Source organism: Allobosea sp. GW821-FHT12C12 (genome assembly GCF_058807355.1).
Genome location: NZ_JBXAQP010000005.1, coordinates 294,440 through 307,219 on the forward strand (window position 1 = coordinate 294,440; position 12,780 = coordinate 307,219).

The window sequence follows — 12,780 nt, forward strand, 5'->3', positions numbered from 1 at the left end:
GAGACAAGCGCATGCGTCTGCTTCGCATCGTTCCCGACAACACCAAGTTCAAGATCGTCCGTTTCCGGCGCTTCAGCTATCCGTTCTCGGCCGCCTATTCGATCCTCGTCATCGCGCTCTTCCTCACGGTCGGGCTGAATTTCGGCATCGACTTCCGCGGCGGCACGCTGATCGAGATGCAGGCCAAGTCCGGCAAGCCCGAGATCGCCCAGATCCGCGCCGACGCCAACGGGCTCGGCTTCGGCGAGGCCGAGGTGCAGGAGTTCGGCTCGGCCGGCGAGGTCTCGATGCGCTTCGCGCTGCAGCCCGGCGGCGAGCCGGCGCAGCAGCAGGTCGTGGTCAAGGCGCGCGAGGCCTTCGCCCAGGCCTATGATTTCCGCCGCGTCGAGACGGTCGGGCCGCGCGTGTCGGGCGAGCTCGTCCAGGCCGGCACGCTCGGCGTCGTGCTCGCGATCATCGGCGTGCTGGTCTATCTCTGGTTCCGCTTCGAGATGCAGCTCGCTATCGGCGCGATCCTCGGCACGCTGCACGACATCGTGCTGACGATCGGCTTCTTCCTGATCACGCAGCTCGAGTTCAACCTGACCTCGATCGCGGCGATCCTGACCATCGTCGGCTATTCGCTGAACGAGACCGTCGTCGTCTTCGACCGCACGCGCGAATTGCTGCGCCGCTACAAGACCATGCCGATCCCGGACCTGCTCGACCTCTCGGTCAACTCGACCCTGTCGCGCACCGCGATCACCTCGACCACGACCGTTCTGGCGCTGATCGCGCTGGTCATCTTCGGCGGCTCGGCGATCGAGGGTTTCGCGCTGGTGATGCTGTTCGGCGTCGTGGTCTGCACCTATTCCGCCATGTTCATCTCGACCCCGGTCCTGCTCTATCTCGACGTGCGCGCCGGCCGTCTCGACCAGGCCGAGGACAAGCTCGCCCCGGCGGCCAAGGCGCGGGTCTGACGCGCGCCCGACACGGCCAGGCGCGCCATGCCCCTCTTCGACGGCTACGTCCCCGGCCGCCACCAGCTCGACGCATTCGGGGCGGGGGGCTTCCGCTTCGCGGGAATGAGCCATCGCGGCTCGATCCTGGCGACGCCGGCCGGCATCCGGATCTGGCCGGTGACGGCGCTCGCCGGCATCACCGCCGCCAGCCTCCAGCCGGTTCTCGACGAGGCCGACGCCATCGACTTCCTGCTGATCGGGACCGGGACCGACATCGCCTTCATCCCGGCCCCGCTGCGCGAGCGCTTCCGCGAGGCCGGCATCGCCATCGAGGGCATGGCGACGGGCGCCGCGGCGCGGACCTACAACGTTCTCGTCGGCGAGGACCGGCGCGTCGCCGCGGCGCTGGTCGCGGTCGACTGAAAGCACGCCCGCCATCGCGATCGGGCATAGCCAGCGCCGCCCGGTCTGGCCTAGACTGAGCGTCGGGACGGGGCAGAACCGCTGTTATCGCCGAAGGCGCGACGATGCCGCAGACGACCGAGACCGATGACCGCCATGTAGCCGAGCCGCTCGCGCTGCCCGAGGCCTATGGCCATTGCGCGACGCTGATCCGCGAGCACGACCACGACCGCTACGTCGCGACGCTCTATGCGCCCGAATCGAAGCGACCGGCGCTGTTCGCGCTCTATGCCTTCAGCCACGAGATCGCCCGCATCCGCGCGCTGGTCAGCGAGCCGCTGCCGGGCGAGGTCCGGATGCAGTGGTGGCGCGACCTGCTGGAGGGGCAGGATAAGCAGGAGCAGGAGAGGGGGCGGGCGCAGGCCCATCCCGTCGCCGCCGCCCTGCTCGACGCGATCGCGCGCTATCGCCTGCCGATCGCGCCGCTGACCGCGCTGATCGAGGCCCGCGTCTTCGATCTCTACGACGACCCGATGCCGCGCCTGTCGGACCTCGAAGGCTATGCCGGCGAAACCGCGAGCGCGCCGATCCGGCTCGCCTGCCTGATCCTCGCCAATGGCCGCGATCCGGGCGGCGCGGCGGCCTGCGGCCATGCCGGCGTCGCCTATGCGCTGGCCGGGCTGATGCGCGCCTTCCCCTGGCACTCGGCGGCGGGCCAGGTCTACATCCCGGCCGACATCCTCGGCCGCAACGGCGTCACCCGCGACGACATCGTGCGCGGGCGCGGCGGGCCCGGCCTGCATTATTCGCTGAAGGAACTGCGCGAGATCGCCCGCGCCCATCTCAAGAAGCTGCGCTCCCTGCGCGAGACGATACCGGCGGCCGTAGCGCCCGCCTTCCTGCCCGTCGCGCTGGTCGAACCCTATCTGCGCCGGATGGAGCAGCCGGGATACGATCCCTACCGCACCATCGTCACCCTGCCGCCCTGGCGCCGGCAATGGGCGATCTGGCGCGCGGCCAGGGTGGCCGGCTGACGCGGCGCGGCCGGGCGGAGCGCTCCTGCCATTTCCTGTCAGCAACCGCTGCCGCCCGCCGCGCGGCTCCTTGCCCCGCGTGATAAGCAGTCCGGCCGCCCGCGAGCCGGGCTGGCATGGCCCGGCTTTTGCCCTATCTCTACCGCTTCAGCCCAAACGGACGCGACCATGGCCCGCAAACCGTCTTCCGTCGGCAAGCCTTCCTCCGCCGGCAAGACCTCTTCCGCCGGCAAGACCTCTTTCGCCGGCAAGAACAGCCTCGACGGCCAGGCCGCGTCGCTGGAACGCCTGTTCGACGAGGCCCGCGGGACCGATTCCCGCGTCATCTCGGTGCGCGGCGCCCGCGAGCACAACCTCAAGAACGTCGACCTCGCCATCCCGCGCGACAAGCTCGTCGTCTTCACCGGGCTGTCGGGCTCGGGCAAGTCCTCGCTCGCCTTCGACACGATCTACGCCGAGGGCCAGCGCCGCTATGTCGAATCGCTCTCGGCCTATGCCCGCCAGTTTCTCGAGATGATGCAGAAGCCCGACGTCGACCAGATCGACGGGCTCTCGCCGGCGATCTCGATCGAGCAGAAGACGACCTCGAAGAACCCGCGCTCGACGGTCGGCACCGTCACCGAGATCCACGACTACATGCGCCTGCTCTGGGCCCGGGCCGGCATTCCCTATTCGCCCGCGACCGGCCTGCCGATCGAGAGCCAGACCGTCAGCCAGATGGTCGACCGGCTGACCGAGCTGCCGGAGAAGACGCGCGGCTATCTGCTCGCGCCCGTGGTGCGCGGCCGCAAGGGCGAGTTCCGCAAGGAGATGGCGGAGTGGCTCAAGCGCGGCTTCCAGCGCGTCAAGGTCAATGGCGCGTTCGTCGAGATCCCCGACGCGCCGGCGCTCGACAAGAAGTTCAAGCACGACATCGACGTGGTGGTCGACCGGATCGTGATCCGGCCCGATCTCGGCGCGAGGCTCGCCGATTCGCTGGAGCAGGCGCTGGAGCTGGCGGACGGCATCGCCGTCTTCGAATACGCCGACGAGACCGAGGAGGACGGCTCGGCCCGCCGCGTCGTGTTCTCGTCCAAGTTCGCCTGCCCGGTCTCGGGCTTCACCATCGCCGAGATCGAGCCGCGGCTGTTCTCGTTCAACAACCCGTTCGGCGCCTGCCCGGCCTGCGACGGCCTCGGCCACGAGATGCGGATCGATCCGGACATGATCGTGCCGGATTCCGCGCTCTCGCTGAAGAAGGGCGCGATCGCGCCCTGGGCCAAGTCGACCTCGCCCTATTACGGCCAGACGCTGGAGGGGCTCGCCCGGCATTTCGGCTTCTCGATGACCAGGCCCTGGTCCGAGCTGCCGGACAACGCGAAAAACGCGATCCTGTTCGGCACCGGCTCGGAGGCCGTGCGCCTCGCCTACAACGACGGCCTGCGCGCCTATGAGGTGAGAAAGCCCTTCGAGGGCGTGATCACGAACATGGAGCGGCGCTGGAAGGAGACCGACAGCGACTGGGCCCGCGAGGAGATCGGCCGCTTCATGTCGGAGACGCCGTGCAAGGCCTGCGACGGCTTTCGCCTCAAGCCCGAGGCGCTGGCGGTCAAGATCGACCACCGCCATATCGGCGAGGTCTCCAGGCTCTCGGTCAAGGACGCGCTCGCCTGGGTCGCCGCGCTGCCCTCGCGGCTCAGCCAGAAGCAGAACGAGATCGCCCCGCGCATCCTCAAGGAGATCCGCGACCGGCTGACCTTCCTGCTCGATGTCGGACTTGAATACCTGACGCTGGCCCGCGCCTCCGGCACGCTGTCCGGCGGCGAGAGCCAGCGTATCCGGCTTGCGTCACAGATCGGCTCCGGCCTCACCGGCGTGCTCTATGTGCTGGACGAGCCCTCGATCGGCCTGCACCAGCGCGACAACGAGCGCCTGCTCGGCACCTTGCGGCGGCTGCGCGACCTCGGCAACACCGTCATCGTCGTCGAGCACGACGAGGACGCGATCCTGACCGCCGACTACGTGGTCGATGTCGGCCCCGGCGCCGGCATCCATGGCGGCCGGATCGTCGCCAGGGGCACGCCGCAGGACATCCTCGACGATCCGAACTCGCTGACCGGCAAATACCTCACCGGCGAGCTCTCCGTCGCCGTCCCCCACAAGCGCCGCAAGGCCCAGAAGGGCCGCAGCCTGAAGATCGTCGGCGCGCGCGGCAACAACCTCAAGGACGTCAGCGTCGAGATCCCGCTCGGCCTGTTCACCTGCATCACCGGCGTCTCCGGCGGCGGCAAGTCGACGCTGGTGATCGACACGCTCTACAAGGCGGTGGCGCGCAAGCTCAACGGCGCGATCGACCATCCGGCGCCGCACGGGCGCATCGAGGGCATCGAGCATCTCGACAAGGTCATCGACATCGACCAGTCGCCGATCGGCCGCACGCCGCGCTCCAACCCGGCGACCTATACCGGCGCCTTCACGCCGATCCGCGAATGGTTCGCGGGCCTGCCCGAGGCCAAGGCGCGCGGCTACCAGCCCGGCCGCTTCTCCTTCAACGTCAAGGGCGGCCGCTGCGAGGCCTGCCAGGGCGACGGCGTCATCAAGATCGAGATGCACTTCCTGCCCGACGTCTACGTCACCTGCGACGTCTGCAAGGGCAAGCGCTACGACCGCGAGACGCTGGAGGTGAAATACCGCGACAAGTCGATCGCCGACGTGCTCGACATGTCGGTCGAGGAGGGCAAGGCGCTGTTCAAGGCCGTGCCCTCGATCCGCGAGAAGATGGAGACGCTGGCCCGCGTCGGCCTCGACTACGTCAAGGTCGGCCAGCAGGCGACGACGCTCTCGGGCGGCGAGGCCCAGCGCGTGAAACTCTCCAAGGAGCTCAGCAAGCGCGCCACCGGCCGCACCCTCTACATCCTCGACGAGCCGACCACCGGCCTGCATTTCCACGACGTCGCCAAGCTGATGGAGGTGCTGCACGAGCTGGTCGACCAGGGCAATTCGGTCGTGGTGATCGAGCACAACCTCGAAGTGGTGAAGACCGCCGACTGGGTGATCGACATGGGCCCGGAAGGCGGCGACGGCGGCGGCGAGGTCGTGGCGGAGGGCACGCCGGAGGAGATCGTGCGGGTCGGCAAAGGGCACACGGCGCGGTTCCTGCGCGAGGTGCTGGCGAGAAGGCCGATCAAGGGGGCGAAGGGGGTGGGCGCGCGGCAGGCGGCGGAGTGATTACTTTGATCGCTGAGAAGCTGTATCCTGCGGTGAAAACATTAATGGCACCGGAATATGGCGAGTCTTGAAAGGGCGACCCGTTTTTTTATGTGTATGAGTGCTTATACGATATGTATCATTTTTCTCACAAACGTGTACCGAAACATCTGGACGCTCGGCAGTCAAAGATTCAATCCAGCGAGTCATTACTTGATCGATACGCTCTTGATAAATGAATATTATTAGATCTCCACTGTCTTGTCCGGGCATTCCTGTCGAATAACGTGTGTCAAGCTGGCTAAAACCCTTGACGAGCCAATCATAACTGCTGTGCTTCTTTGCCTCGCCTATCCAAAGAAAGCCATCGTCAGACTGAATAACTATGTCACAATGCCCGCCGATCTGCTGGTCGTGGGTAGGATGAAGTCCCATACCTAGTAAGATATTCATTAGGCTATTCGTTAATTCGTCCTCGGAAAAATCTTGGTAGTGCTGGGGCGTTTTGATCATTTCACGAACAGAGAAATCTACTGCCGTTTCGACAAGCTCAAGCCTCTTTTCGAAGTTTGGGTTTAACAGCATCCCAATCATAACCGTGTGAGGCGTGTTATTTCTTGCCAACAGCTGTAGGTCGTGAAGCGTTACATCGCCGCTCATTTTAAAGAACCGAATTCCGCAGTAGGAGAGAAAAATGGAATTATCTTAGATTCAAAATTTGGAACCGCTCTTCCGGTAAGCGGATGGATAAATTCACCACTATCCTTGGCTTCTGCTACCTCTTTTATAGGTATTTCAAATTCGTTTTCGTTATCATCAACAAACAATGCATGAATATTAAGCACTTTCAATTCCGTAGTTGAAAGTATATTTATCGCAGCTAGCAGATCGTTATCCATTTCTATTTTGTGGCATGCATGTATAAAAGTCCGGTAAGTTAGCATCTTGCGCTGATCGTGGGGTAGATTGGAAACGAAGTCTATGAGATGAAGGCACAATTGTGCTACGGGGCTTTTGTCGCCCCACCGCCGCAATCGCTGCTTGATGTCCTCCGCCATCATGCGCTATGTTCTCACTTTGTTCAACCTTTATCAAGTGTTGAGAAAGCTCATCATGCGGTCGTAAACGTGGTCGAAGTCGCGCTCATCCGTGCAGTTACGAATTATTGCGTTAAAAAGTGTAGGCACTAGTGCTCCAGATGATCGAGATGACGTGCTGAGTGTAAGTTCTGGCCTAGAAAATCCGCTTCCTAGGGCCAATGGCCAAACGATGCTAATTCGATGAATGTCAATTGGTGACGCTAAGGCCTGCTTTCCTCCTCGATGATAAGCCTCTTGTCGTAGGCACGTTCTTTGTCTCCGCATTTTTTCATGTTTTAATGATGCAGTTGTAGTACCGAACGCTAGCTCGACTACTATTCCCTCATTTTCAGAGCCATAAATCCGATTAATCAATGGAAATAAATTTAATGGCTGTGGAAGTTCATCTTCGCCAACGATATCTCTTAACTCATCACGCAGCCTGCCGTGCGCAAAGTCGCCAACGGTCGCAGGCATGCCTACTGGGTAGTCGACGCGAATATCAACCATAGTCCTATCGGGAGAGACCCGAATGACATCCATAGCTTGCCAGCGCACATGGCGGATGCCTATGAATTCGTCGAAGCCGGCAAGAGCATCCGCAGCCTCGTCAGGCAAATCTTCGCGACCTAACTCTTCGCGAACCGACAGCACTCGCACCGACCCAAACGTCGCTATCGTGCCACTGTCGTCTGACGAAACATCAACCATCACTGGAGATGCCGTGAGCCCGCCCAGAAATTCATCAGGAACCAGAGCGGGGTAGCTCTCACGGAAGATCGACTCTGGAATTTTTGCTTCGAGAAGCGCTTCCGCTATCCTCGACCCGACCGCCTGCTCGACTTGATAGAAACGAACTTGTTTTTCACCGCATCGATAATGCTGTACCAAATAATTCTGTAGAGGTTCTTCAAACTCTTCAAGCGCTAGGCCATGATCGGCAGATAATTTTTCTAGTGTTTTATCCCAGCCTTTTCCACGCGGCAGTTCCAAGAAGGCTAGTATCTTTTGTCCGACGTTCCACGGCATTCGCGAACGCATGCTAAGCGTTTCAACTTCAAGTGCCATGATTGCTCCCCTGCAATTTTCTCTATCTGATCCTATGGGATGCGAAGAGGCAAGGCGGCGGTGAAAATCTCAACAGCTTCCTCTGTTGCTGAGGTTGCGTCGTACTGCCCTTCGAGCCCCATTTTCCCCCGAGGGAGAAGGGAAGTGGCATCGCGCTTTCCTCACCCCTCCGCCTCGCGCCAATGCGGATAAGTGACATAGGCCGTCACGGCCTCCTGCTCATGCGCGCGGATGGTCACTCTCTCGCCCTTGGGCATGTAGACGATCTCGCCGGGGCCGGCGGTCACCGTCCCGGCCTCGGTGTCGACCGAAAGCCGTCCCGTCAGGACGATCATGACGTCGTCGACGGCCATGGTCTGATCCAGACGCGAGCCCGCGCCCCAGCGGCCATAGCCGATGGTGACCGGCCCACTATCGCGCTCATCGACCAGATTGCCGGTAAAAATCTCGTCGTCCTGCCCCGGCGAGCGTTCCATCGTCGCGTCGGCGAGCGCGAGCTTTCGCAGCTTCATCCTTGCCTCCATCCCAGAGTGGCCTGCGGCCCGGCGAGCCGGGCGCTGCCCTGAATGACGGGGCACGGGCGGAGATGTTCCCCGCGAGGCGCGCGTCCTTCTCCCCTCGGGGGAGAAGGTGGCAGCGCGAAGCGCTGACGGATGAGGGCCGACCCGGCGCAGCCGGGTCGGACAGGACACGTTCGGCGATCCGCCGACGGAAGAGCGTCGGCGGCCCTCATCCGACCCGGCTGCGCCGGGCCACCTTCTCCCCCGAGGGGAGAAGGAAGGGGCTCCTGTCACCCGCCGTCAGCAGCCTCAATCCCCACCCCCACGAACCCGTGCCATACTCTCCGCGCCCATCACCCAAGCGGGGCGGCCATCCGGAGGTGTGCCATTGGTCGGGTGACGGGTCGGCGCCTGCGGCTGGTCTCACGAGCCAGTCCCGGGAGGCTTCGGGGCACCGCCCTGGGGGCATTACGACCCCTGTGCGAGGAGCTCGCTGGAACGGCCGATGGCATCACGCCTTCGTCCCATGCCCGACTAGACGCGACAACCCGATGAGGGGCACTGGCGTCGAAAGGGCTCGCGGCGAAGGCTGGCCACAGGCCCGATAAGCGCGGCCCGGAGTGAAAAATCGCCGGAGGCGGAGCGCCACGGGGCGTGCGACGGGTAGCTCGATCCCGCCGCGCCGCGTCCTGGCTCAACGGATGCGGATTATACACCCAGCGCCTCGCGGCGCTCCGCCAGCCCTGCATCACCGACGCCGAAAGGCGGGCGGCGGATGGCGCTCGCCTAATCAGGATGAGGCGCTGGAAGAACCCCTCTCCCGGATGGGAGAGGGGCAGGGGTGAGGGACCGCCGCTGGTCGTTGAAACGAAACGGAGCCGTTGCGCCTCAAACCACCACCGGCAGGCCCTCATCCGGCCCTCCGGGCCACCTTCTCCCATCCGGGAGAAGGAAAGAGGCGGTGGTGCCTGCCTCACCCCAAACCCACGGAGCCCGCCATGCCCAGGCGCGAGACATCGTCCTTCTCCCCAGAGCACATCGCCCAGTTCAACCGCATCCAGGCGCTGCGCCCCGTCGCGCTGCGCAATTTCGCAGACGGGCTCGGCGTCTGGCGCTTTTGCGGCAACGCCGCCTGCCGCCGCGGCCGCGGCTGTCGGGACAGCCGCGAATTCGCCTGCCTGCAACGCTTCATGCAGGCGCTGCCGGAGGAGGACCGCCGGCTGCTGCGTTACATGGTCGAGAACCGTGCGAAAGGCCTCTCGCCCGACGAGGCCGCCGGACACGCGCTGATGCGCATCGAGGCCGAACGGGAGACGCCGGCGATCTGACGCGACGGAACTGCCCTCCCGTCAGCGGTAGGCGCGCCGGCGGGGCCGAGCCTCAGGACCCGCAAGCCGCGCCGAGATGGTCGACCGCCGCCGAGACGCCCCCAGTGCCATGCGGGATCGCCCTGGCCTGCAGCGCCATCTCGACCGCCCCGAGCGCGCCGAGCGCCATCGGCGCGTTGACATGGCCCATATGGGCGATGCGGAAGGCCTGGCCGGTCAGTTCGCCGATGCCGAGGCCGAGCGTCACGCCGCAGACGTCGCGCGCGAAGTCGGTGATCGCGGTCGTCGCGACGCCCTGCACCAGGATCGGCGTGACCGAGGGCGCGCGCTGAGAGGGCTCCGGGATGTTGAAGGAGAGCGCCTGGCCCTCCGACCATTTCTGAACCGCCGCATGGGTCGCGCCCGCGAGCAGGGCGTGCCGTTTCCAGACCGCCTCGAGCCCCTCCTCGAGGATCATGTCGAGCGCGGCGCGCAGCCCGAAGAGCAGATGCTCCGGCGCGGTGCCGCAATGCTTCATATAGGCCAGCGTGTTCATCCGGGAGGACCAGTCCCAGTAGAGCGTCTTCATCGTCGCGCTGTTGTGGGCCGCGAGCGCCTTCTCGTTGGCGGCGACGAAGGCGAGGCCGGGCGAGGTCATCAGTCCCTTCTGCGAGGCCGACATCGCGACGTCGACGCCCCATTCGTCCATCTCGAAGCGCATGCAGCCGACCGAGGCGACGCCGTCGACCATGAACAAGGCCGGATGGCCGGCGGCGTCGATCGCGGCGCGCACCGCCGGCACGTCGTTGACGACGCCGGACGCGGTGTCGATCTGCACCATCAGCACGGCCTTGATGGCGTGCTCCCGGTCGGCGCGCAGGCGCTCGGCGACGGCGTCGGGATCGATCGCGGCGCGCCACGTCCCCGGCAGCACCTCGACATCGGCGCCCATGAATTTCGCCATCTCGCCCCAGCCGACGGCGAACCGCCCGCTCGCCAGCACCAGCACCTTGTCGCCGCGCGAGAGCACGTTGGTCAGCGCCGCCTCCCAGCCGCCATGGCCGTTGGCGCTGTAGACGAAGGTTTCGCCGGCGGTGCGGAAGATCGTCTTCAGGTCGGCCAGCACGGATTCGGTCAGTTCGACGATCGACGTCGAGCTCAGCTCCTCGGCTGGACGCATCATCGCCTGCAGCACGCGGTCGGGAATGTTGGTCGGTCCCGGAGTCGCCAGGAAGGCCCGGCCGTTGGCGACGCTCATCTGTGGAAGTCCTCGATCTCTGATGGCCGCGAGCCGCGCCGATACGACGCCGGCTTAGAACAGGAAACAGGAAAGGTGAAACCTCTCTTTGTGGTCACATCCTCTTGTCCCGGTGATGGAATTGCGCTTCGGTGGCCGCACGGGGAGGGCGCTCATGGACGCCGGACGGGCCTATCGCGCGATGGCCCACAACAATGCCTGGGCGAACCACCGCCTGCTGAATGCCTGTGCCCGGCTCTCGCCGGAGGAGTTTGCCGCGCCGCGCACCGGATTCTTCCCGAGCCTCAGGGCGACGCTCAACCATATCCTGGTGATCGACCGCTTCTATGTCGACGCGATGGAGGGCGGCGCGCTCGGCCCGAACGCCTGGGACGATCCCGAGCCATGCGCCGATGTCGCGGCCCTGCGGAAGGCGCAGGAGGAGGTCGACCGGCGGTTGATCGCCGTGGTCGAAGGTCTCGACGCCGATGGCCTCGGCCGCATCGTCGAGGTCCATCGCAGGGTGCGGATACAGCGCGAGCGGATGGACCGACTCCTGCTGCATCTCTTCCAGCACCAGACCCATCACCGCGGCCAGGCCCATGCGATGCTGAGCGGCGCCTCTGTCGCGCCGCCGCAACTCGACGAGTTCTTCTCGGAAGACGAGGCGCCGCTGCGGGCCGGCGAATTCGCGGCGCTCGGCTTCAGCGAGGCCGCGATCTGGCGCGAGCGCTGAGCGCCGTGGCGGTCGGCCCGGCGAGCGACAGGCGCTGCTTCAGCGGCCACCGCCGCCGCCGGCGCGATCGGTGTCGATCTGCCGTTGCTGGTTCTGCTGCTGCGCCTGCCTCTGGCGCTGCGCCTGGCCGGTGCCCCGGAAGTCGGAGGGGGCGCTTGGATTGCCGCTGTAGCGCGGGCCCTGTCGCGAGCTGGTCTGGCGGAAATTGGCGGGAGCGCCTTGTCCGGCCTGCGCCGTGCCGCGGAAATCGCTCGGAGCGCCCGGGTTGCCGTGCGTGCCCTGGCGGCCTGACGGCTGCGGCGGCCCCCTGTCGCTCTGCGCGGTCGAGCGGAAATCGGCATTGCAGCCTGCGAGAAGGAGGCAGAGGGCAGACAGCATCAGGATGGTCTGAGGTTGCGGCATGGCGTTTTCCCCCGAAACGGCTGCGCATTCAGTGAGGCGGTCAAGGCGCAGCATCCGCCGGAAAGGGCCGCGGATCAAATCCGCGCGCTGTCGAACACGAGAATGTGAGCGTCGGAGATGACTCCGGGCCGCATGCGCCGGAGGGATTGCCGCCTCGCCGAAAACCGGGGACAACCCGGGCTTTCCCCTTGAACAAAACAGGAACATCGTTGATAGTGCGGGCACGGGCGGGTAGGGTCCGGCTCCGGTCGTCGGCCGGTTTTCGGATGTGCGCAGGAAATGGAGCCTCTCATGGCTGGTAGCGTCAACAAGGTCATTCTGGTCGGCAATCTGGGCAAGGACCCGGAGGTGCGGCGTCTGAATTCCGGCGAGCCGGTCGTCTCGCTGCGCATCGCGACCTCCGAGAACTGGCGCGACAAGCAGTCGGGCGAGCGCAAGGAGAAGACCGAGTGGCACCAGGTGGTGATCTTCAACGAGAACCTCGCCAAGGTCGCCGAGCAGTACCTCAGGAAGGGCTCGAAAGTGTACATCGAGGGCCAGCTCCAGACCCGCAAATGGCAGGACCAGTCGGGCGTCGAGAAATATACGACCGAGATCGTGCTGCAGCGCTATCGCGGCGAGCTCACCCTGCTCGACTCGCGCGGCCAGGGCGGCTCGGACGAATATGGCGAGGGCGGCGGTGCGATGGAGGATCGCTCCTCGGGCGGCGGCTCCTTCGGGCGCTCCTCGCCGATGGGCGGCGGCGGGGCGCGCCAGCCGGCGATGGCGGGCGGCGGCGGGCGCTCGACCTCGACCCATCTCGACGACGATATTCCCTTCTAGTCGGCCGCCCTGTCATTCCGGGGCGGCGCACGGCGCCGAACCCGGAACCCACGACCGGGTGAACCG

Annotated in this window: 13 protein-coding genes; 7 read left to right on the forward strand and 6 right to left on the reverse strand. The window is 65.1% G+C overall.

Annotation, left to right across the window (positions count from 1 at the left end; translation table 11 throughout):
• Positions 1-11 precede the first annotated feature (11 nt).
• From secF to uvrA, 4 genes are all read left to right on the forward strand, one after another.
• The gene (gene secF / locus AC1RRW_RS09960) at positions 12-959 is read left to right on the forward strand and encodes a protein translocase subunit SecF (RefSeq protein ID WP_492900571.1); all 948 of its coding nucleotides are present in this window, start codon (positions 12-14) and stop codon (positions 957-959) included.
• A gap of 27 nt (positions 960-986) precedes the next feature.
• Positions 987-1,364: an Mth938-like domain-containing protein gene (locus tag AC1RRW_RS09965; RefSeq protein WP_492900572.1), complete on the forward strand. Its 378-nt coding sequence runs from the start codon at positions 987-989 to the stop codon at positions 1,362-1,364.
• A gap of 104 nt (positions 1,365-1,468) precedes the next feature.
• Positions 1,469-2,377, forward strand: a complete 909-nt coding sequence (locus AC1RRW_RS09970; protein WP_492900573.1) for a phytoene/squalene synthase family protein — start codon at positions 1,469-1,471, stop codon at positions 2,375-2,377.
• Positions 2,378-2,545: 168 nt separating this feature from the next.
• Positions 2,546-5,584 (forward strand): excinuclease ABC subunit UvrA, encoded by a 3,039-nt coding sequence (gene uvrA / locus AC1RRW_RS09975; RefSeq protein ID WP_492900574.1) that lies wholly within the window; start codon positions 2,546-2,548, stop codon positions 5,582-5,584.
• Here uvrA and AC1RRW_RS09980 read toward each other — a convergent pair whose 3' ends face one another.
• The 4 genes from AC1RRW_RS09980 to AC1RRW_RS09995 form a co-directional block, all read right to left on the reverse strand.
• Positions 5,585-6,223: a hypothetical protein gene (locus tag AC1RRW_RS09980; RefSeq protein WP_492900575.1), complete on the reverse strand. Its 639-nt coding sequence runs from the start codon at positions 6,221-6,223 to the stop codon at positions 5,585-5,587. It lies immediately after the preceding gene.
• Positions 6,220-6,462, reverse strand: coding sequence for a hypothetical protein (locus tag AC1RRW_RS09985; RefSeq protein WP_492900576.1), 243 nt, complete (start codon positions 6,460-6,462; stop codon positions 6,220-6,222). Before AC1RRW_RS09985 ends, AC1RRW_RS09980 begins: the two co-directional genes overlap by 4 nt.
• A 192-nt stretch (positions 6,463-6,654) precedes the next feature.
• Positions 6,655-7,710: a hypothetical protein gene (locus AC1RRW_RS09990; RefSeq protein WP_492900577.1), complete on the reverse strand. Its 1,056-nt coding sequence runs from the start codon at positions 7,708-7,710 to the stop codon at positions 6,655-6,657.
• A gap of 161 nt (positions 7,711-7,871) precedes the next feature.
• Entirely contained in the window at positions 7,872-8,222 is a 351-nt protein-coding gene (locus AC1RRW_RS09995; RefSeq protein WP_492900578.1) for an ethanolamine utilization protein, read from the reverse strand.
• 986 nt (positions 8,223-9,208) lie between these two features.
• Between AC1RRW_RS09995 and AC1RRW_RS10000 the strand changes: the two genes are divergently transcribed.
• Positions 9,209-9,538, forward strand: coding sequence for a hypothetical protein (locus AC1RRW_RS10000; protein WP_492900579.1), 330 nt, complete (start codon positions 9,209-9,211; stop codon positions 9,536-9,538).
• Between the two features lie 52 nt (positions 9,539-9,590).
• Here AC1RRW_RS10000 and AC1RRW_RS10005 read toward each other — a convergent pair whose 3' ends face one another.
• Positions 9,591-10,775, reverse strand: a complete 1,185-nt coding sequence (locus AC1RRW_RS10005; protein WP_492900580.1) for a pyridoxal-phosphate-dependent aminotransferase family protein — start codon at positions 10,773-10,775, stop codon at positions 9,591-9,593.
• Between the two features lie 154 nt (positions 10,776-10,929).
• On the opposite strand from AC1RRW_RS10005, the gene AC1RRW_RS10010 reads away from it, so the two are divergent.
• Positions 10,930-11,490: a DinB family protein gene (locus AC1RRW_RS10010; protein WP_492900582.1), complete on the forward strand. Its 561-nt coding sequence runs from the start codon at positions 10,930-10,932 to the stop codon at positions 11,488-11,490.
• A 39-nt stretch (positions 11,491-11,529) separates the two neighbouring features.
• Here the strand turns inward: AC1RRW_RS10010 and AC1RRW_RS10015 are convergent, their stop codons facing one another.
• Positions 11,530-11,892 carry a hypothetical protein gene (locus AC1RRW_RS10015; protein WP_492900583.1) on the reverse strand — a complete coding sequence of 121 codons (363 nt, stop codon included), beginning with the start codon at positions 11,890-11,892 and terminating at the stop codon, positions 11,530-11,532.
• A gap of 291 nt (positions 11,893-12,183) precedes the next feature.
• On the opposite strand from AC1RRW_RS10015, the gene ssb reads away from it, so the two are divergent.
• Positions 12,184-12,714: a single-stranded DNA-binding protein gene (gene ssb, locus AC1RRW_RS10020; protein WP_492900584.1), complete on the forward strand. Its 531-nt coding sequence runs from the start codon at positions 12,184-12,186 to the stop codon at positions 12,712-12,714.
• Positions 12,715-12,780 lie beyond the last annotated feature (66 nt).